Consider the following 20,429-nt stretch of genomic DNA (forward strand, 5'->3'; position numbering starts at 1 on the left):
CCATGACGCAACCAAACACTCCGCAACAGGTGGCCAAAGCGGCCTCCGCCAAAAAAATGCTGATGGGCGATCTGATGCAAACCATCGGTATCCTGCCGATATTGATCCTGATTGTCGCGGTATTTGGCTTTATCGCGCCAAACTTCTTTACCGAAAGCAACCTGCTGAACATTACCCGCCAGGCGTCGATCAACATCGTGCTGGCGGCGGGGATGACCTTCATTATTTTGACCGGCGGCATCGACCTCTCGGTCGGCTCGATTCTGGGCACCACCGCGGTGGCGGCGATGGTGGTCTCGCTGATGCCGGAGTTGTCCATGCTCTCGGTGCCAGCGGCGTTGATGCTCGGGCTGGTGCTCGGCACCTTTAACGGGGCGCTGGTGGCCTTTGCCGGGCTACCGCCCTTTATCGTCACGCTCGGCACCTATACGGCGCTGCGCGGCGCGGCGTACCTACTGGCCGACGGCACCACGGTGATCAACTCCAGCATCAGTTTTGAATGGATCGGCAATAACTATCTCGGGCCGGTGCCATGGCTGGTGGTGATTGCCCTCGCGGTGATCGCGGTCTGCTGGTTCATCCTGCGCCGCACCACGCTCGGGGTTCATATCTACGCGGTAGGCGGCAACATGCAGGCCGCGCGCTTAACGGGCATCAAGGTCTGGCTGGTGCTGCTGTTTGTCTACGGCATGAGCGGCCTGCTCTCGGGCCTCGGCGGGGTGATGAGCGCCTCGCGGCTGTACAGCGCCAACGGCAACCTCGGCACCGGCTATGAGCTGGACGCCATCGCGGCGGTGATCCTCGGCGGCACCAGCTTTGTCGGCGGGATCGGCACCATCACCGGCACGCTGGTGGGCGCGCTGATTATCGCCACCCTCAACAACGGCATGACGCTGATGGGCGTCTCCTATTTCTGGCAACTGGTGATCAAAGGGGCGGTGATCATCATTGCGGTGCTGATCGACAAATACCGTACCCGACACCATCAAAGTGCATAACAACAATATTTCCCTGAATCATTCTGGTCGCAGGGAGGCGGCAAGTGTATGAATCCCGATGCGCTGACTGTCGTCAGTGATTCGGGTGAATGCGCGCAGCCAACGCATCTGCGGCCAGAAGGATGACGGGAAAACCCTACGTGAGGAATACAGCATGAGATTAAAGCCATTAGTTACCGCGCTCTGTGCTGGCGCACTGCTTGCAGCAAGTCCGTTTGTCCAGGCCAAAGAGCTGAAGTCCATCGGCGTGACGGTGGGCGATCTGGCCAACCCGTTCTTTGTGCAGATCACCAAAGGCGCGGAGCTGGAAGCGCGCAAACTGGCGGGGGATAACGTGAAAGTGACGCTGGTGTCCAGCGGCTACGATCTCGGCCAGCAGGTTTCTCAGATTGATAACTTTATCGCCGCGAAGGTCGATATGATCATTCTTAACGCCGCGGATTCAAAAGGGATCGGCCCGGCGGTGAAGCGCGCGAAAGACGCCGGGATCGTGGTGGTGGCGGTTGACGTCGCGGCAGAGGGTGCCGATGCGACCATTACCTCCAACAACACCCAGGCCGGTGAGATGGCCTGTAAGCTGATCACCGACCGCCTGAAAGGCAAAGGCAACGTAGTGATCATCAACGGACCGCCGGTCTCTGCGGTACAAAACCGCGTGGAAGGTTGCCAGACTGAATTCAAGCGCCACCCGGATATCAAAGTGCTCTCCTGGAACCAGAACGCCAAAGGCAGCCGTGACGGTGGGCTGGAGGTGATGACCTCCCTGCTGGCCGCCAATCCGAAGATCGACGGCGTGTTTGCCATCAACGATCCGACCGCGATCGGTGCCGATCTGGCAGCAAAACAGGCGCAACGTAATGAGTTCTTTATTGTGGGCGTCGATGGTTCGCCGGATGCCGAAGAGGCGCTGAAGCGCGAAAACTCCCTGTTTATCGCCACCCCGGCGCAAGATCCGCAGGTCATGGCGGCGAAAGCGGTTGAGATCGGCTATGACATATTACAGGGCAAACCCGCGCCGAAAGAGCCTGTGCTGATCCCGGTGACGATGATCGATAAGAGCAACGTCGGCAATTATAAAGGCTGGACGGTTAAGTAAGCCTTGTGCGGCCTGATGCCCCTCACCCCGGCCCTCTCCCCATAAGGGAGGGGGTGTTCAGATTCCCTCTCTCGTATGGGGAGAGGGTTAGGGTGAGGGGTAATATTTGCACATCACTCAAGGAGTCATTATGAAACGCTCCGAAATTAACGAGATCCTTGGCCACACACGACAGTTTTTCTCGATGCACGATGTGCATTTACCCCCCTTTGCCAGCTTCCCCCCTGGCCGCTGGCAGCAGCTTGACGCCGACGCCTGGCAAGAAGTGTTCGACCTGCGGCTCGGCTGGGATGTGACTGCCTTCGGCGGCGATAACTTTGCGACGCAGGGCTTAACTCTCTTTGCGCTGCGCAACGGCTCTCCCGGCGGCAAACCCTGGAACAAATGCTATGCCGAGAAGATCATGCATGTGCGTGAGGGCCAGGTGACGCCGCTGCATTTTCACTGGCGCAAACGCGAAGACATCATCAACCGCGGCGGCGGGAACCTGATTGTTGAGCTGTGGAATGCCGATGAGGATGAACAGAAAGAGGCTGGCGATATCAAGGTCGCCATTGATGGATGCCAGCAGACCCACGTGGCGGGCAGCCATATCCGCCTCGCACCGGGGGAGAGCATCTGCCTGCCGCCCGGCATATACCACAGCTTCTGGGGTGAAAAGGGCTTTGGTGATGTGCTGGTGGGCGAAGTCTCGTCAGTCAATGACGACGAGACGGACAACCACTTCCTGCACCCTACCGCCCGCTATAACAATATCGATGAAGACGAACCGGCCGTGCTGGTCCTGTGCAATGAATACAGCCTGTTTCGCCTGTAAGGAGTGAATCATGCCGCTTATCTCTCTCGCCGACGGGCTGGCGCACGCCCGCGAACACCGTTACGCACTGGGGGCGTTTAACGTCCTCGACTCTCACTTCCTGCGGGCACTGTTTGCCGCGGCTCGCCAGGAGAATTCGCCTTTTATCATCAACATTGCCGAAGTGCATTTTAAGTATGTGTCGCTCGATTCACTGGTGGAGGCGGTGAAATTCGAAGCCGCCCGGCATGATATTCCGGTGGTGCTGAATCTCGATCACGGCCTGCATTTCGAAGCGGTGGTGCGGGCGCTGCGTTTAGGCTTTAGCTCGGTGATGTTTGACGGTTCCACCCTGAGCTACGAAGAGAACATCCGCCAGACGCGGGAAGTGGTGAAGATGTGCCACGCGGTGGGCGTGTCGGTGGAGGCGGAGCTTGGTGCCGTCGGTGGCGATGAGGGCGGCGCCCTGTATGGTCATGCCGACGAAGCGCTTTTTACCGATCCGCTGCGGGCGCGGGAGTTTGTCGATCAGACCGGCATCGATGCGCTGGCGGTGGCGATTGGCAATGCTCACGGTAAGTACAAGGGCGAGCCGAAGCTCGATTTTGCCCGTCTTGATGCCATCCGGCAGCAAACCGGCCTGCCGCTGGTGCTGCACGGCGGGTCCGGGATCAGCGACGCCGATTTCCGTCGCGCCATTGAACTCGGGATCCACAAAATTAACTTCTACACCGGCATGTCGCAGGCGGCGCTGGCGGCGGTGGAACAGCGGATGGCCAACCGACAGCCGCTGTACGATGAGTTTGCTGAACTGCTGCTCGGCATCGAAGAGGCGATCACCGACACCGTGGCCGCGCAGATGCGAACCTTTGGCAGCGCGGGGTACGCATGATGGAACGCCGGGGGATTATCGCGGCGGGCAACATGCTGGTGGATCATGTTCATCAGATTGTGCAGTGGCCCGAGCGCGGCTGGCTGGCGGAGATCACCCACAGCGAGCGCGCCACCGGCGGGGCACCGCTCAACGTTTTGTTGACCCTGGCGAAAATGCGTGCCGGGCTCCCGCTGCAGGCGGTGGGACTGGTTGGGGACGATCACGACGGGGATTACATTATCGCCATGCTCGACCAGTATCACGTCAACCGCCAGCGGGTGCAGCGCACCACGTTTGCCCCTACCTCCATGTCACAGGTGATGACCGACCCCAGCGGCCAGCGTACCTTTTTCCACTCGCCGGGGGCCAACCGGCTGCTGGATCTGCCCGCCTTTGACCGGCTCGATCAGAGCATGAAAATCTTCCATCTGGGCTATCTCCTGCTGCTGGACAGCCTGGATAAGCCGGACGAGGAGTACGGCACCCGCAGCGCGCGCTTGCTGGCGCAGATGCGCGAGCTGGGGTTCCAGACCTCTCTCGACCTCGTGTCGCGCAAGGGCGATCCGCGCTATCAGCCGCTGGTGCTCCCTGCCCTGCGCCATCTTGATTATCTGGTGATCAACGAGCTGGAGGCGGGCGAGTTCAGCGGCCTGCCCACGCGCGATGACCGGGATGCGCCCGCGATCGCCAATATTGCCGCGGCGGCGGCAGAGCTGCTGGCGTCGGGGGTGAAGGCGCGGGTGGTGATCCACTGCCCGGAAGGGGCCTGGGGACAAGAGCCGGGCCAGGAAGGCGGCTGGATCCCTTCGTGGCGGCTGAGTCAGGACGAGATCGTCGGCAGCGTCGGCGCGGGGGATGCCTTCTGCGCGGGTTTTTTGTATGGCTGCCACGACTCGCTGTCGCTGGCAGAGAGCATCCGTATGGCGCATGCCTGCGCCCGGGCCAGCCTGCTGGCGGCCAACGCCATCGACGGGGCAAAAACCCTCCCGGAGTTACAGCACTTTATCGAGGAGAATCTGCTGGCCTAGGCCGCCCTGTCACCATGCAGCACGTCGGCGGCAAAGACATAGCCCAGCCCGCGGATGGTTTTAATCAGCAGCGGCTGATGGGGGTTAATTTCAATTTTGCGTCGCAGGCGCATGATCAGCACATCAATGGTGCGATCGAACACCTCCGCGCTTTCGCTGTGGGTCAGCTCCAGCAACTGTTCCCGGCTGAGTACCCGACGCGCGTTTTGCGTCAGCGCCAGCAACAATCCGTACTCGCCCTGGGTCAGGGCGACCACGCCGCGCCGGGCGTCGATCAATTCACAGCGGGTGGTGTCCAGCGTCCAGCCGTTAAAGCTGATCCCGGCTGCCCGCACGGCCACCGGCTCTGCCGCCAGCGCACCGGTGCGGCGCAGCACGGCTTTGACGCGCGCCACCACCACCCGGGGGTTGAAGGGTTTACCAATGTAGTCGTCGGCGCCCATCTCGAGGCCGACCACCACGTCCGATTCACTGCCCAGGCCCGTCAGCATGATCACCGGCAGCTCGGGGCGCTGCTTTTGCAACTGCTGTAGCACCTGCAAGCCGTTGATATCCGGCAGCATCATATCCAGCAGCACCAGCGCGATCTCCGGCGCTTGCTGCGCCAGACGCAGGGCATCCTGGCCGTTATGGCACACATGGACAGTGAAGACGTGCTCATTGAGGACGTCCTGCAACAGTTCGCAGACCGCGGTGTCGTCATCGACCACCAGAATTGCTGGTTTCATACTGGATTCCATCAGGGATGATAGTGATCAGTCTGGCCCATTATGTGCAAGGCTCCAGCCAAAACGCCCTTTCCCTCGCGGATCTTCAACCGCCGTCACATCCCCATCGCTTTCGCCGTCGCATTTTTTGACGTGGGCCTGTTTTCTGTCAGGGTTTTGACCCGAATTCACCCGTAAAGTCAGGGCAATCCCACAATAAGAATGTGGCCTGAAAGCCGCATAATAAACCAACACGTCAGCATCATTTACACTGGAGCGAGACCGATGAAAAACGTCATCACGGTGTGCCCCTATTGCGCATCAGGTTGCAAGATAAACCTGGTCGTCGATAACGGCAGCATCGTCCGTGCCGAGGCAGCCGGAGGGAAAACCAACCAGGGCAAGCTGTGCCTGAAGGGCTACTACGGCTGGGATTTTATCAACGACACCCAAATCCTGACCCCGCGGCTGAAAACCCCCATGATCCGGCGCACACGTGGCGGCAAGCTGGAGTCCGTCTCCTGGGATGAAGCGCTGGATTACGTTGCCCGCCGTCTCAGCGCCATCAAGGCGCAGCACGGCCCGGATGCGATCCAGACCACCGGCTCCTCGCGCGGCACCGGGAATGAAACCAACTACATCATGCAAAAATTTGCGCGCGCCGTGATTGGCACCAACAACGTCGACTGCTGCGCACGCGTCTGACACGGCCCCTCGGTTGCAGGTCTGCACCAGTCGGTCGGGAATGGCGCCATGAGCAATGCCATCAACGAGATTGATAACACCGATCTGGTGTTTATTTTCGGCTATAACCCGGCGGATTCACATCCAATCGTCGCGAACCACATTCTGCGCGCGAAGCAGAACGGGGCCAGGATTATCGTCTGCGATCCGCGGCGCATCGAAACCGCGCGCATTGCCGATATGCATATCGCGTTGCGAAACGGCTCAAACATCGCCCTGCTTAATGCCATCGGCCACGTGATTATTGCCGAGCAGCTCTACGATCGGGCCTTCGTCACTGCCCGCACGGAAGGCTTTGAGGCGTACCGTAAGATCGTTGAACGCTATACGCCGGAGTCGGTCGAGGCCATTACCGGCGTGAGTGCGGGAGAGATCCGCCAGGCCGCGCGTCTGTATGCCGGAGCGAAAACGGCCACCCTGCTGTGGGGGATGGGTGTCACCCAGTTCTGGCAGGGGGTGGAAACGGTGCGCTCGCTCACCAGCCTCGCGATGCTGACCGGCAATCTCGGCAAAGCCCACGTCGGGGTCAACCCGGTGCGCGGCCAGAATAACGTGCAGGGTGCCTGCGACATGGGCGCGCTGCCGGATACCTACCCGGGCTACCAGTTTGTTAAATTCCCGGAAAACCGCGAGAAATTTGCGAAAGCCTGGGGCGTGGCGAGCCTGCCTGCGCATCCCGGCTACCGCATCAGCGAACTGCCGCACCGTGTGGCCCACGGCGAGGTGCGGGCGGCGTACATCATGGGCGAAGATCCGCTGCAAACCGATGCCGAACTTCCGGCGGTGCGTCAGGCCTTTGCCGATCTGGAGCTGGTGATTGTTCAGGACATCTTTATGACCAAAACCGCGGCGGTGGCGGATGTCGTCCTGCCGTCCACCTCCTGGGGCGAGCATGAAGGGGTTTACACCGCCGCCGATCGCGGCTTCCAGCGTTTCTTTAAGGCGGTCGAGCCGAAGTGGGATTTGAAAACCGACTGGCAGATCATCAGCGAGATTGCGACCCGGATGGGTTATCCGATGCTCTACGACAACACCCAGCAAATCTGGGATGAGCTGCGCCAGCTGTGTCCGGGCTTTAAGGGCGCAACCTACGAAAAGATGGGCGAGCTGGGCTATATCCAGTGGCCCTGCCGGGATGAATCGCCAGAAGATCAGGGCACGTCGTACCTGTTCGCGGAAAAATTTGATACCCCGAACGGGCTGGCGCAGTTCTTCACCTGCGACTGGATGGCCCCCATTGATAAGCTGGATGACGACTATCCGCTGGTGCTCTCCACGGTGCGCGAAGTGGGTCACTACTCCTGTCGCTCGATGACCGGCAACTGTGCGGCCCTGTCGGCGCTGGCCGATGAACCCGGCTATGTGCAAATTAACACTGAGGATGCCGCACGGCTGGGCATTGAGGATGAGGCGCTGGTGTGGGTCAACTCACGCAAAGGCCGGGTCATTACCCGCGCTCAGGTGAGCGACCGGCCAAACGTCGGGGCAGTGTACATGACTTACCAGTGGTGGATCGGCGCCTGTAACGAGCTGGTGACGGAGAATTTAAGCCCCATAACCAAAACGCCGGAATACAAATATTGTGCGGTGCGCGTGGAACCCATTGCGGATCAATTGGCTGCCGAACAATATGTTCTTGAGGAATATAACAAACTGAAAAATAACTTACGTGAAATGGCCACAGGCTAAGGCTTAATTAACGGAACCATAAAAAAATGGGGTGAGTATTCACTCCATTTTTACAGGCGTCAGCAACGTGAAGTATGACGGGTATAAAGGATGAACAGCACGACGTGGCGGCTAAATCAGCCTGCGCGGCAGGCTAACGTCAGCGGGCGGGGAAACCCGCCCGGCTTGTGGACAGTGGAGGTCTTAATGCACCCATTTTTTTCTTCTCGTCCCACGCTTATACTGCCCGTTATCTACCCCTACGAAAATAACGCATGAAATCTCTTTATCTTTTATTGATCCTTTTTTCTTCCCTGGTGGGCGCCGAAGAGATTGGCGGCCAGTACCTGAAGCAGGCTGAGGCGGGCGACAGCCGCGCGCAGTATTACCTTGCCGAAACCTACTACAGCTCGGGTGATGATAAGCAGGCCGAAACCTGGGCCGAAAAAGCAGCCAAAAACGGCGATATTGATGCCATGGCGCTGCTGGCGCAAATCAAGTTTAAACACGGCGATTTAACCCAGGCAAAGGGGCTGGCGCAGCAGGCCACAGTGGCGGGCAGCTCGCCGGGGGCGGTGATGCTGGCGCGGTTGCTGGTCAATACCCGTGCCGGGCAAACCGACTACCCGCAGGCACTGACCTTACTGCATAAAGCCGCGGCGAATACCGAGGATGACGCCGCTGTCGATGCCCAACTGCTGCTGGGGTTGATCTACGCCAACGGCGTGGAGGTGGCGCAGGATGATGTGCAGGCCGCGCAGTGGTTTAAGCAAAGCTCCGCCCTCTCGCGCACGGGTTACGCGGAATACTGGGCAGGTCAGGTGTTTCATCAGGGCGAGGCCGGGTTTATCACCCCCAATAAACAGAAGGCGCTGTACTGGTTTAATCTGAGCTGTAGCGAAGGGTTTGATACCGGCTGCGAGGAGTTTGATGCGTTGAGCGGGGAGTAAAATCCCCTCACCCTAACCCTCTCCCCAAAGGGGAGAGGGTATAGTATGGTAGGCCCGGTAAGCGCAGCGCCACCGGGCTTTTTTTACACTACTGGTCAGCCGTCTTATCGAAACGGCCCAGCACCTCGCGTTCATACGCCAGGGCTTTCTTACGGTCGAATTTGTGTTCCCACTTGGCAATCACCAGCACCGCCAGCGCATTACCCACCACGTTCAGCGCGGTACGCGCCATGTCGAGGATACGGTCAACACCGGCGATAAACGCCAGCCCTTCCAGCGGAATGCCCACGCTACCCAGCGTCGCCAGCAGGACCACAAACGACACGCCCGGCACGCCAGCAATCCCTTTTGAGGTCACCATCAGCGTCAGCACCAGCACGATCTCCTGCCACAGGGAGAGGTCGATACCGTACAGCTGGGCAATGAAGATCGCCGCGATACTCTGGTACAGCGTGGAGCCGTCGAGGTTGAACGAGTACCCGGTCGGCACCACAAAGCTGGTGATTGACGCAGGCGCCCCGTAGGCTTCCATCTTCTCAATAATACGCGGCAGCACGCTCTCGGAGCTGGCGGTGGAGTACGCCAGAATCAGTTCGTCTTTCAGGATACGGATCAGGATCCAGATGCTCAGGCCACATATCCGCGCCACCAGCCCCAGCACTACCAGGGCGAAGAACAGGATGGCGAAGTGTACCAGCAGCACCAGCTTCGCCAGCGGCCACAGGGAGGCAAAACCGAAGTTCGCCACCGTTACGGAAATCAGCGCGAATACCCCAACCGGCGCATAACGCATCACCATATGGGTGACTTTGAACATGGTTTCAGAGATGGAGCGGAACACGGTCACCAGCGGCTCGCGATGGGTGGAGGGCAGCGACGCCAGGCCCAGACCAAACAGCACCGAGAAGAAGATGATCGGCAGCATTTCGCCCTTCGCCATCGACGCCACGATATTGGTCGGCACCAGCGACAGGATCGTGCCCATCAGGCCATGAGAATGGCTTTGCACTTCTGCGGTTGTGCTTTGGTATTTCGAAATATCCACCGTCGCCAGCTGCGACATATCAATACCCGCGCCAGGCTGGAACACATTCGCCAGCGTGATGCCAAGAATGATCGCGACCGTAGTGATCACTTCGAAATAAAGAATCGTTTTTGCGCCGATACGGCCGAGCTGCTTCGCGTCGCCGACCCCGGCAATCCCAACCACCAGCGTCGAAATGACAATTGGCACCACAATCATCTTGATCAGATGAATAAAGATATCACCGGCTGGCGACAGTAAGTTGGCGATCAGCCATTCGCGGCTGTCACTGTGATAATGCAGATAACTGCCCAGCAAGATACCCAGCACAAGGGCCAGCAAAATTTGCCAGGCCAGGCTGACTTTCAAATTTTTCATAACAAGAGACTTCCTCAATGAAGTGTTCGTACTCGTAAAACGGCGGGGACGACACATACTGAAAGGGTATGAATTGTGTTGCGTTCATTTATGGGGTTTTTTAACGCGCGGTATCAGTACCATTTGCACGGCATGCTGCGCAAGCCTTTAAGAACGAGGCATTTGACTGACAAAAGGCGTTATCACGCTAATTTATATCAGTAATGATAAATAACCTTTTGTTATAAAAACGCTTTTTTATCTATAAATGCAAATAATCCTCAAGAGTAATTATTTTTCTGCAAAGTGTCATTTGCTCAATTTTCGAACTCTTTAATTTTTGCGTGATCTGTCGCCCAAATAGTAAACAAAGGTCCCAAAGCCCCTACAATTAACGTTTTTGCGACATATTATTAACATTCTACAAGGAGAACAAAAACCATGAGCCAGGTCCATAAACACGACATTCCCGCAAATATTGCGGACCGCTGCCTGATCAACCCGGAGCAGTACCAGGAGAAGTATCAGCTGTCGATTACCAACCCTGACGCCTTCTGGGGCGAGCAGGGCAAAATTCTTGACTGGATCACCCCTTATCAAACGGTCAAGAACACCTCCTTTGCCCCCGGCAATGTCTCTATTAAATGGTATGAAGACGGCACGCTGAACCTCGCCGCCAACTGCCTGGACCGTCATCTTGCCGAGCGCGGCGATCAGACGGCCATCATCTGGGAAGGCGACGACGCATCCCAGAGCAAACATATTTCCTACCGCGAACTGCACCGCGATGTCTGCCGCTTTGCCAACGTTCTGCTGGCTCAGGGCATCAAAAAAGGTGATGTGGTTGCTATCTATATGCCAATGGTGCCGGAAGCGGCCGTCGCGATGCTGGCCTGCGCCCGCATCGGCGCGGTCCACTCCGTCATCTTCGGCGGCTTCTCACCGGAAGCGGTTGCCGGTCGCATTATCGACTCCAGTTCAAAACTGGTGATTACCGCCGACGAAGGCGTGCGTGCGGGCCGTGCCGTTCCGCTGAAAAAGAACGTCGATGAGGCGCTGAAAAACCCGAGTGTGAACAGCGTCAACAGCGTGATTGTGCTCAAGCGCACCGGTAATGCGGTTGAATGGCATGAGGGCCGCGACCTGTGGTGGAGCGACCTGATTGAGCAGGCCAGCGACCAGCACCAGCCAGAAGCAATGAACGCGGAAGATCCGCTGTTTATCCTTTATACCTCCGGCTCCACCGGCAAGCCAAAGGGCGTGCTGCATACCACTGGCGGCTATCTGGTCTATGCCGCGACCACCTTCAAATATGTCTTTGATTATCATCAGGGGGATATTTACTGGTGTACCGCCGACGTGGGCTGGGTCACCGGTCACAGCTACCTGCTGTATGGCCCGCTGGCCTGTGGCGCGACCACGCTGATGTTCGAAGGGGTGCCAAACTGGCCAACCCCGGCGCGCATGAGCCAGGTGGTGGACAAACACCAGGTCAATATTCTCTACACCGCACCAACCGCGATCCGCGCGCTGATGGCCGAGGGCGACAAGGCCATTGAAGGGACCGACCGTTCCTCCCTGCGCATCCTCGGGTCCGTGGGCGAGCCGATCAACCCGGAAGCCTGGGAGTGGTACTGGAAGAAGATCGGTAACGAGAAGTGCCCGGTTGTCGATACCTGGTGGCAGACCGAAACCGGCGGCTTCATGATCACCCCGCTGCCAGGCGCGACCCAGCTGAAAGCCGGCTCCGCGACCCGTCCGTTCTTTGGCGTGCAGCCTGCGCTGGTGGATAACGAAGGCAACCCGCTGGACGGAGCCACCGAGGGCAACCTGGTGATCACCGACTCCTGGCCGGGCCAGGCGCGCACGCTGTTTGGCGATCACGAGCGCTTCGAGCAGACCTATTTCTCCACCTTCAAAAACATGTACTTCAGCGGCGACGGTGCGCGTCGTGATGAAGATGGCTACTACTGGATCACCGGTCGCGTGGACGACGTGCTGAACGTCTCCGGCCACCGTCTGGGCACTGCCGAAATTGAATCGGCGCTGGTATCGCATCCGAAGATTGCCGAAGCGGCAGTCGTCGGTATTCCCCACAGCATCAAAGGCCAGGCGATTTATGCCTACGTCACGCTGAATCACGGCGAAGAGCCGTCGCCGGAGCTGTACACCGAAGTGCGTAACTGGGTACGTAAAGAGATCGGCCCGCTTGCCACTCCGGACGTGCTGCACTGGACCGACTCACTGCCGAAAACCCGCTCCGGCAAGATCATGCGCCGTATTCTGCGCAAAATCGCCGCGGGTGATACCAGCAACTTAGGCGATACCTCGACGCTCGCCGATCCTGGCGTGGTGGACAAACTGCTCGAAGAGAAGCAGGCCATCGCAATGCCTTCGTAATTTTTTCTCCCTCTCCCTGTGGGAGAGGACTGGGGTGAGGGCATCAGATCGCTCCTTCCTTCACCCTCACCCTAACCCTCTCCCTCCGGGAGAGGGAATAACAATAAACCTCAACCCTACCGATACTTCTGGAGAATCTGATGAATAACGATATTTGTCAGCAGATAGAGAACAGTGCGCACTACAGGGAGCTTGTCGAAAAACGGCAACGGTTCGCCTTCATTCTTTCCATCATCATGCTGATTATCTACGTCGGCTTTATTTTACTGATCGCCTTTGCGCCGCACTGGCTTGGTACGCCGCTGCACGCTGGCACCAGCGTCACGCGCGGTATTCCCATTGGCATTGGCGTTATCATCATTTCGTTTGTGCTGACGGGCGTCTACGTCTGGCGTGCGAACGGCGAATTCGATCGGCTTAATAAGGCTGTCCTGCACGAGGTAAAAGCATCATGAAGCGAGTTCTGACGGCGCTTGCCGCCACACTTCCCTTTGCTGCCCATGCGGCAGATGCCATTACCGGCGAGGTTCAGCGTCAGCCAACCAACTGGCAGGCGATTATCATGTTCCTGATTTTCGTCGTGTTGACGCTGTACATCACGTACTGGGCATCGAAACGCGTGCGCTCCCGTAACGATTACTACACGGCGGGCGGAAACATTACCGGCTTCCAGAACGGGCTGGCGATTGCGGGTGACTTTATGTCCGCCGCCTCCTTCCTCGGGATCTCCGCGCTGGTGTATACCTCCGGCTATGATGGCCTCATTTACTCCCTCGGGTTCCTCGTCGGCTGGCCGATCATTCTGTTCCTGATTGCCGAGCGCCTGCGTAACCTCGGGCGCTACACCTTTGCAGATGTCGCCTCCTATCGTCTGAAACAAGGCCCCATCCGTATGCTCTCTGCCTGCGGTTCGCTGGTGGTTGTAGCCCTCTATTTGATTGCGCAGATGGTGGGTGCCGGCAAGCTGATTGAGCTGCTGTTCGGCCTGAACTACCACGTTGCGGTAGTCCTGGTTGGCGTACTGATGGTGATGTACGTGCTGTTTGGCGGCATGCTCGCCACCACCTGGGTACAGATCATCAAAGCGGTGCTGCTGCTGTTCGGTGCCAGCTTTATGGCCTTTATGGTGATGAAGCACGTCGGCTTTAGCTTCAATAACCTGTTCACCGAAGCGATGGCGGTGCATCCGAAAGGGGAAGCGATCATGAGTCCGGGCGGGCTGGTCAAAGACCCGATATCCGCACTGTCGCTTGGCCTGGGGCTGATGTTTGGTACGGCGGGCTTACCGCATATCCTGATGCGCTTCTTCACCGTGAGCGATGCGCGTGAAGCGCGTAAGAGCGTCTTCTTCGCCACCGGCTTTATGGGTTACTTCTACATTCTGACCTTTATCATCGGCTTTGGCGCGATCATGCTGGTGGGGGCGAACCCGGCGTTTAAAGACGCGGCGGGTGCGCTGATCGGCGGTAATAACATGGCGGCGGTACACCTTGCCGACGCGGTGGGTGGCAACCTGTTCCTCGGCTTTATCTCCGCCGTGGCCTTCGCCACTATCCTTGCGGTGGTGGCCGGGCTGACGCTGGCTGGTGCCTCTGCGGTATCGCACGACCTTTACGCCAACGTCTTCCGTAAGGGCGCGAGCGAGCGCGACGAGCTGCGAGTCTCCAAAATCACCGTGCTGGTACTGGGTGTGGTGGCGATCCTGCTCGGCATTCTGTTCGAGAAACAGAACATCGCCTTTATGGTGGGACTGGCCTTCTCCATTGCGGCAAGCTGTAACTTCCCGATCATTCTGCTCTCCATGTACTGGTCTAAATTGACCACACGCGGCGCGATGATTGGCGGCTGGCTGGGGCTGCTGACGGCGGTGATCCTGATGATCCTCGGCCCGACCATCTGGGTGCAGATCCTCGGCCACGAAAGCGCCATCTTCCCGTATGAATACCCGGCGCTGTTCTCTATTGCCGTGGCGTTCATCGGGATCTGGTTCTTCTCCGCTACTGATAACTCACCAGAAGGTAACCTGGAGCGTGAGAAATTCCGCGCCCAGTTTATCCGTTCACAAACCGGCCTGGGCGTCGAACAGGGCCGCGCGCACTAAAACCCCCTCCCCGGCCGCTGGTCGGGGATCACATTTTTTTCCCCTTCTGGTGACGTTTATCACGTCACCAGAACGGAAAAAGCCGATGTGCATCACAGGCTTTATCTGTAATTCGCAAAGGCCATCACACTTTTCCCGATTTTACCTCAATCCCCGGCTTTCCCTCTGCCCCCCGTACAGACAATCCCCGTCTCAGTTTTTATGCTTTAGTCACAGCGACTCGCTCAGGCTTCTGGCAAAGCGCTCCAGCCGCTCCGGGCTGAGGAGTAGCGGCAGGAACAAGGGGCCGCTGGCGGGTGGGTCCGCCAGCCAGCGATTCAGGGTGTCGGTGTAGTGAAGCAGCCGCTGCTGATGCTTTTGCAGGGTGTCAGCAGGCAGACTGTTCGCACCGTAGTGATCCCGCCACAACACGTCGGTCACCGCGGCGGCCACGTGGGAGAACATCTGGCTGTAGATTTCCGCGCTGCGCCAGGCGGCGAGCAGGGTCGCCAGGGTGTCGTCCTGGCAGGTTATCCGCGGCATGAGCTCCCGCAGGTTTTGCAGCGTGCGTGATGCGAGGAAGCAGGCGGCCTCTTTCTCCAGCGCCATCCGCTCACGCTGCTCTTTGCCAAGCGCAGGATCGTCGGCGGGCATCAGCGGCTGCCAGGCGTGCAGCCAGTTGGCGCTGCGGGTGTCCATATGCAGCAGCTGCTGCGCCTGGGCAATGCTCTCCGGGATCTGGCTCTGGTAGTGCAGCCGTCGCCCGAGGAGGTTTGGCGTTTTACACAGCCAGTCGTAGCTGGCGTGGACAATAGTCGAGAGCTGATGCTTGTCCTGCAAAGAGCGAAAGCCGAGCTGATGATGTTCCGCCCAGCGATCGAAGGTGGCGGGCAACGCCGCATCGGCGGCCTGATTGGCGGCGGTGAGACCGAACAGGTTGATGGCATTGGCGGAGTCCATCACCCGGCTGTCGGGCAGCCACTGCCAGCTCACGCGGGAGGTAATGGCTTCGATTTCGTTTTCGGCGGCGCTGAGTGCCCAGCTTAAGCGGCCGCTGATCTCATCGCCCAGATAACACGGCAGCGCGGTCCAGCCGTAACCGGTGCCGAAGAGATCGTACTCGATCCACTTTTTATGCCCCGGCAGGGTGGCGATGTGCGGATGGTTGGCAAAGCCGGGGTGGTAATCCAGCTCCGTGGCTTTAACCGAGGCCCGGACATCGTCCGGGAGCGTCGCCAGAATATTAGCCAGCTGCTGTCGCGGCCAGCTGTTATCAATAAAGTCGCGCAGGATGAGCTTTTTGCCCCGGGCGCGCAGCAGGCTCCAGACATCATGCAGGCTTTGCTGCCAGCGGGTGGTCTGAAAGTCCGGTGTCGTCAGGCTGAGAATAAGCCCGCTGAGGTGAGGCAAGGCGTGTAATAGCGGATGCAATATGGCGGCATAGAAATGGTGCCAGAAATCCGGCGCGCTTTTTTCGTCGAACGTCAGTTCAGGAAATTTACGCTTAATAATATCGTCATCAGGCGCGGCCTCCCCTTGCAGCCAGAACGATAAGTTATTTTCCGCCAGATAGCGATCGACGCGGATTAAATATTGCAGGGCGTAATTTTGCTGATGAATAAGGTTCTCGACGTTGAGCTTTTGGCTTAATGCCGAGGGCGTGGCAAGTACCGAAAGCAGTTCCTGTTGGTGCAGGATGATCCCAGTGAAACCGTGCTGTTTCGCGCTTTTCACCCCCTGAATAAACCAGGGCCAGTGCCAGATAAAAGTGCTGTTCAGCTCCATCAACTGATGTGGAATACGTTTCATTGCGTCACCTTGCTGATATTTATTTTGCTATTTGACTTGAGGATGCCATGAAAAATTATGCTCTGGTAGGAACCGGTGGTCGTGCTGGTTTATATATTTCCGCTATCGGCGGTGCCTGGCGGGAAAATGCCAGACTGGTCGCCTTCTGCGATACCAATAGGACGCGCATGGAGTATGCCCGGCAGCTATTAAAAAACGAAGGGGCAGAGCCGGTTTCCCTCTGGCAGGCGGCGCAGTTTGAAGAGATGATCCGCGAAACGCGTCCCGATGTTGTCATCGTGACCACCATGGATCGCACCCATGACGACTACATCGTTCGGGCGCTGCACGCCGGATGCGATGTGATCACCGAAAAACCCATGACCATCGACGAACAACGCGCCCTGCGCATTCTCGATGCCATCGAAGAGACCGGCCGCAGCGTGCGGGTGGCCTTCAACTACCGATACGCCCCGCACCACAGCAAGGTGCGCGAGTTGCTGATGCAGGGCACGATTGGCAAGGTTACTTCGGTACACTTTGAGTGGCTGCTCAACACCGAACATGGCGCAGACTACTTCCGCCGCTGGCACCGGGAAAAGCGCAACAGTGGCGGCCTGCTGGTACACAAATCTACCCACCATTTCGATCTGATGAACTTCTGGCTCGGCAGCTACCCGGAACGGGTTTACGCCGAAGGCAGCCTGCAATTCTACGGCAGGGAGAACGCCGAGCAGCGCGGCGTGACGAAGTTCTACCCGCGTGCCCACGGCTTTGCCGACGCGAAAGCGGATCCGTTTGCCCTGCAGATGGCGGAGAACGCCCAGCTTAAGGCGCTCTATCTCGATGCCGAGCATGAAGATAACTACTTCCGCGACCAGAGCGTGTTCAGCGATGGCATCACCATCGAAGACACCCTGTCGGTACTGGTTAAATATCAAAATCAGGTGCAGCTCACCTACTCCCTGAACGCCTACCTGCCGTGGGAAGGGCTGAACGTGGTCTTTAACGGCACCGAAGGTCGTCTGGAGATGAAGATCGTCGAGAAGTCCTACGTCAACGCCGGGGGCGATCGCGAAAACGAGGGCAGCCTGGAGCAGTGCGATCTCACCGTCTTCCCGATGTTTGCCGAACCCTGGAAAGCGGAATTCAGCCTCGGTGAAGGGGGCCACGGCGGCGGCGATAACGCCATGCTGGCCGACCTGTTTGGCACGCCGGGCCAGGATCCGCTGCAGCGCGCGGCCGACCACCGGGCAGGGGCTATGTCCATCCTGACCGGGATTGCGGGCAATATCTCCATGCAGCAGCAACGTCCGGTCAATTTTAAGGAGTTCGAGCTGGTTTCCCGTCTGACGAAACGCTAAGAGCATGATGAAGGCGCGGCAGGAGGCCGCGCCAGCGCGACTGGTCAGTATTGTGTCGTTACTCACCTGTTTAATAATAAAAATTCCGGAGATAAAAAATGAATAAACTCCTGTCAGGTGTCATCGCATCGCTGTTATTTACCTGTAACTCTGCCTGGGCGCAGCCCGTTGAATTACGCATGTCGTGGTGGGGTGGCAACAGCCGCCACCAGGCCACGCTGAAGGCGCTGGACGCCTTCGAAAAGTCGCACCCGGATATCAAAGTGAAGGCCGAATACACCGGCTGGGACGGGCATCTTTCGCGCCTGACCACCCAGATGGCGAGCGGCACCGAGCCGGATGTGATGCAGACCAACTGGCCGTGGCTGATAATCTTCTCCAAAAACGGCGACGGGTATTACGATCTCGACAAGCTGAAAGCGGAGCTGGATTTAAGCCAGTATCAGGCTCAGGATCTGCAATCCACCACCATCAACGGCAAGCTCAACGGCCTGCCGGTCTCCGTCAACGCCCCGGTCTTTTACTATAACGACGTGACCTGGCAGAAAGCCGGGCTGGCGTACCCGAAAAACTGGGAGGCGTTTTTTGCCGCCGGGAAAACCTTCCAGCAGAAACTGGGCAACAACTACTATCCCTACACCATGGTCGATCAGGATGTCATTCTGCTGCTCAATGCCTACATGATGCAGACGCACCGCAAGCCGATGTTCAATAGCGACGGCACCTTCGCCTGGAACGACGCGCAGTGGGATGAGGCCTTCAGTTTTGTGAAGCGCCTGAGCGATGACCACGTTCTGCCGTCGCCCAAAACCCTCTCCTCCTACGGCAAAGGCAACCTCTATGAGATGAAGCCGTGGATCAACGGCGAATGGGGCGGCCTGTTCACCTGGAACATCACCATTCGTATGTTTGCCAACAACATGACCCCGCCCGCGAAGCTGGTGCTGGGGGATTACGTGATGCAGCCCGGGACGGAGGAATCGGGGGTGTATTTCAAAACGGCGCAGATGCTGTCGGTGGCAAAATCCACGAAACATCCCAAAGAGGCGGCAATCCTGGTGAACTACCTGCTTAACGATCCTAAGTCGGTAGAGGCGCTGGGGCTGGAGCGCGGTATTCCGCTTAACAAGGCGGCGGAAACACAGCTCACAGAGCAGGGGCTGATTGACCCGCAGGATCCGGTGATCGCCGGGTTGCGCCAGGCGCAGTCGCTGCACACGACCGCCGTCGCCACGCCCTATATTGAAGATTTGCAGGTGATCGACAGGTTCACCGCCGCGCGGGAAAAACTGGAGCAGGGCCAGCTTCCCGCTCAGGTCGCAGCGGATTTCCGCCAGCAGGTGGAGCGGATTGTGCGGCGTTTAAACCGTTAGTATTGTCGCATGGCGCGGCGCTTACCGACCTGGAGAACCGCAGGCCCGGCAAGCGCCGTGCCGCCGGGCAAGACTCAGAACATTAACCAGCTCACCAGCGGTGCCACCAGCACCATCACCACGCCGGAGAGCATCATCACCAGGCTGGCGACCACCCCCTCCTGCTGGCCCAGCTCATAGGAGCGGGCGGTGCCAGCGCCATGGGAGGCGGCACCAAACCCGGCCCCTTTCGCCATCCCTTCGCGGATCGAGAGCCGCAAAAACAGCATGTCCCCCACCGCCATGCCAAACACCCCGGTGACCACCACAAACAGCGCCACCAGATCCGGCTGTCCGCCGAGCGGTTTTGCCGCGGCCAGCGCAAAGGGCGTAGTGACGGAGCGCACCGCCAGGCTGCGCTGGATCTCATCCGACAGGGTAAACAACCGCGCCAGCCAGACCGAGCTGGTGACGGCCACCACCGTGGCGGTGATCACCCCGGCCGAAAGCGACATCCAGTGGCGTTTGATCACCGCGAGGTTGTCGTACACGGGCACCGCAAAGGCGATGGTCGCCGGGCCGAGCAGCCATAGCAGCCAGTGCGCCTCACCGATATAGTTCTGCCAGGAGATATGCCCCCACACCAGCATCATTACCAGCAAAATCGGGGTGAAGACCAGCGGCATCAGGGGAAGTTTGCGAAAGCGACGATACAGGCGCTTGTTGGCGAAATAGATAATCAGCGTCACCACCAGACAGAGCACGCTGACCTGAAAGTTAGTCATGTTTCTGCCTGCTAATCTCAAAGCGATAGACTTTATCCACCACCCACGCGGTGGCACCCAGCACCATCAGCGTGCTCAGGGCGATCACCGCAAAGATGCGCCAGCCATCCACCATCAGCAGCTGGACGTAATTCACCACCGCCACCACCGCGGGCACAAAAAACAGCAGCATTTCTGCCAGCAGCCAGCGTGAGCCTGCCCGCACCCAATTCAGGGGAATAACGCGGCAGAGGATCAGGCTGAACATCAGCACCATCCCGACCAGATTGGCCGGCAGCGGCAGATGTAGCCAGCCAACAAGGTATTCAGCGAAGACAAAAAGACCCGCGTAAAGCAGTACCTGAACCGGTACCTGGAGTCGTTGCACGACGGCAGGCGTAACGCGACCTAACGCCACGGTCATGGGGGATTTCCTCAA

Annotated in this window: 17 protein-coding genes; 12 read left to right on the forward strand and 5 right to left on the reverse strand. The window is 58.5% G+C overall.

Annotated elements, in window-relative coordinates; translation table 11 throughout:
- The first annotated feature begins 2 nt into the window (after window positions 1–2).
- From ABIE02_RS12270 to ABIE02_RS12290, 5 genes are all read left to right on the forward strand, one after another.
- Entirely contained in the window at window positions 3–998 is a 996-nt protein-coding gene (locus ABIE02_RS12270; RefSeq protein WP_032616052.1) for an ABC transporter permease subunit, read from the forward strand.
- A 154-nt stretch (window positions 999–1,152) separates the two neighbouring features.
- Window positions 1,153–2,094: an ABC transporter substrate-binding protein gene (locus ABIE02_RS12275; RefSeq protein ID WP_059308932.1), complete on the forward strand. Its 942-nt coding sequence runs from the start codon at window positions 1,153–1,155 to the stop codon at window positions 2,092–2,094.
- 130 nt (window positions 2,095–2,224) lie between these two features.
- Window positions 2,225–2,911: a D-lyxose/D-mannose family sugar isomerase gene (locus ABIE02_RS12280; protein ID WP_144839726.1), complete on the forward strand. Its 687-nt coding sequence runs from the start codon at window positions 2,225–2,227 to the stop codon at window positions 2,909–2,911.
- Between the two features lie 10 nt (window positions 2,912–2,921).
- Window positions 2,922–3,782: a ketose 1,6-bisphosphate aldolase gene (locus ABIE02_RS12285; protein WP_059308934.1), complete on the forward strand. Its 861-nt coding sequence runs from the start codon at window positions 2,922–2,924 to the stop codon at window positions 3,780–3,782.
- Window positions 3,779–4,792 (forward strand): carbohydrate kinase family protein, encoded by a 1,014-nt coding sequence (locus ABIE02_RS12290; protein ID WP_429211274.1) that lies wholly within the window; start codon window positions 3,779–3,781, stop codon window positions 4,790–4,792. The genes ABIE02_RS12285 and ABIE02_RS12290 overlap by 4 nt, the downstream gene beginning before the upstream one ends.
- On the opposite strand, the gene ABIE02_RS12295 is transcribed toward ABIE02_RS12290, so the two are convergent.
- On the reverse strand, window positions 4,789–5,520 hold the full coding sequence (locus ABIE02_RS12295) for a response regulator (protein WP_032616044.1): 732 nt from the start codon (window positions 5,518–5,520) through the stop codon (window positions 4,789–4,791). The two genes, ABIE02_RS12290 and ABIE02_RS12295, sit on opposite strands and share 4 nt — an antisense overlap.
- A gap of 264 nt (window positions 5,521–5,784) precedes the next feature.
- Between ABIE02_RS12295 and fdhF the strand changes: the two genes are divergently transcribed.
- Both fdhF and ABIE02_RS12305 read left to right on the forward strand, forming a co-directional pair.
- Window positions 5,785–7,932, forward strand: coding sequence for a formate dehydrogenase subunit alpha (fdhF, locus tag ABIE02_RS12300; protein ID WP_429211276.1), 2,148 nt, complete (start codon window positions 5,785–5,787; stop codon window positions 7,930–7,932).
- A gap of 254 nt (window positions 7,933–8,186) precedes the next feature.
- Complete coding sequence (locus ABIE02_RS12305; RefSeq protein WP_032616037.1) at window positions 8,187–8,861, forward strand: tetratricopeptide repeat protein; 675 nt, start codon at window positions 8,187–8,189, stop codon at window positions 8,859–8,861.
- Between the two features lie 88 nt (window positions 8,862–8,949).
- Here the strand turns inward: ABIE02_RS12305 and gltP are convergent, their stop codons facing one another.
- Window positions 8,950–10,263, reverse strand: a complete 1,314-nt coding sequence (gltP, locus tag ABIE02_RS12310) for a glutamate/aspartate:proton symporter GltP (protein WP_032616035.1) — start codon at window positions 10,261–10,263, stop codon at window positions 8,950–8,952.
- A 420-nt stretch (window positions 10,264–10,683) separates the two neighbouring features.
- Here gltP and acs point away from each other — a divergent pair, with 420 nt between their 5' ends.
- From acs to actP, 3 genes are all read left to right on the forward strand, one after another.
- The gene (gene acs, locus ABIE02_RS12315; protein WP_032616033.1) at window positions 10,684–12,642 is read left to right on the forward strand and encodes an acetate--CoA ligase; all 1,959 of its coding nucleotides are present in this window, start codon (window positions 10,684–10,686) and stop codon (window positions 12,640–12,642) included.
- Between the two features lie 140 nt (window positions 12,643–12,782).
- Window positions 12,783–13,097, forward strand: a complete 315-nt coding sequence (locus ABIE02_RS12320; protein WP_032616031.1) for a DUF485 domain-containing protein — start codon at window positions 12,783–12,785, stop codon at window positions 13,095–13,097.
- Window positions 13,094–14,743, forward strand: a complete 1,650-nt coding sequence (gene actP, locus ABIE02_RS12325) for a cation/acetate symporter ActP (RefSeq protein ID WP_032616029.1) — start codon at window positions 13,094–13,096, stop codon at window positions 14,741–14,743. Before ABIE02_RS12320 ends, actP begins: the two co-directional genes overlap by 4 nt.
- Window positions 14,744–14,953: 210 nt before the next feature.
- On the opposite strand, the gene ABIE02_RS12330 is transcribed toward actP, so the two are convergent.
- Entirely contained in the window at window positions 14,954–16,531 is a 1,578-nt protein-coding gene (locus ABIE02_RS12330) for a hypothetical protein (protein WP_285124984.1), read from the reverse strand.
- Window positions 16,532–16,578: 47 nt separating this feature from the next.
- Here ABIE02_RS12330 and ABIE02_RS12335 point away from each other — a divergent pair, with 47 nt between their 5' ends.
- Both ABIE02_RS12335 and ABIE02_RS12340 read left to right on the forward strand, forming a co-directional pair.
- Window positions 16,579–17,874, forward strand: coding sequence for a Gfo/Idh/MocA family protein (locus ABIE02_RS12335; RefSeq protein ID WP_059308939.1), 1,296 nt, complete (start codon window positions 16,579–16,581; stop codon window positions 17,872–17,874).
- 98 nt (window positions 17,875–17,972) lie between these two features.
- A complete protein-coding gene (locus tag ABIE02_RS12340) occupies window positions 17,973–19,247 on the forward strand; it encodes an ABC transporter substrate-binding protein (RefSeq protein WP_336995166.1) in 1,275 nt (424 codons plus the stop codon).
- Window positions 19,248–19,321: 74 nt separating this feature from the next.
- Here the strand turns inward: ABIE02_RS12340 and ABIE02_RS12345 are convergent, their stop codons facing one another.
- Together ABIE02_RS12345 and ABIE02_RS12350 are read right to left on the reverse strand one after the other, a co-directional pair.
- Window positions 19,322–20,011 (reverse strand): LrgB family protein, encoded by a 690-nt coding sequence (locus tag ABIE02_RS12345; protein WP_032616021.1) that lies wholly within the window; start codon window positions 20,009–20,011, stop codon window positions 19,322–19,324.
- On the reverse strand, window positions 20,004–20,414 hold the full coding sequence (locus ABIE02_RS12350) for a CidA/LrgA family protein (RefSeq protein WP_032616019.1): 411 nt from the start codon (window positions 20,412–20,414) through the stop codon (window positions 20,004–20,006). The genes ABIE02_RS12345 and ABIE02_RS12350 overlap by 8 nt, the downstream gene beginning before the upstream one ends.
- Between the last annotated feature and the right edge of the window lie 15 nt (window positions 20,415–20,429).

Source organism: Leclercia sp. 1548 (genome assembly GCF_050435045.1).
Lineage (GTDB): Bacteria > Pseudomonadota > Gammaproteobacteria > Enterobacterales > Enterobacteriaceae > Enterobacter > Enterobacter adecarboxylatus.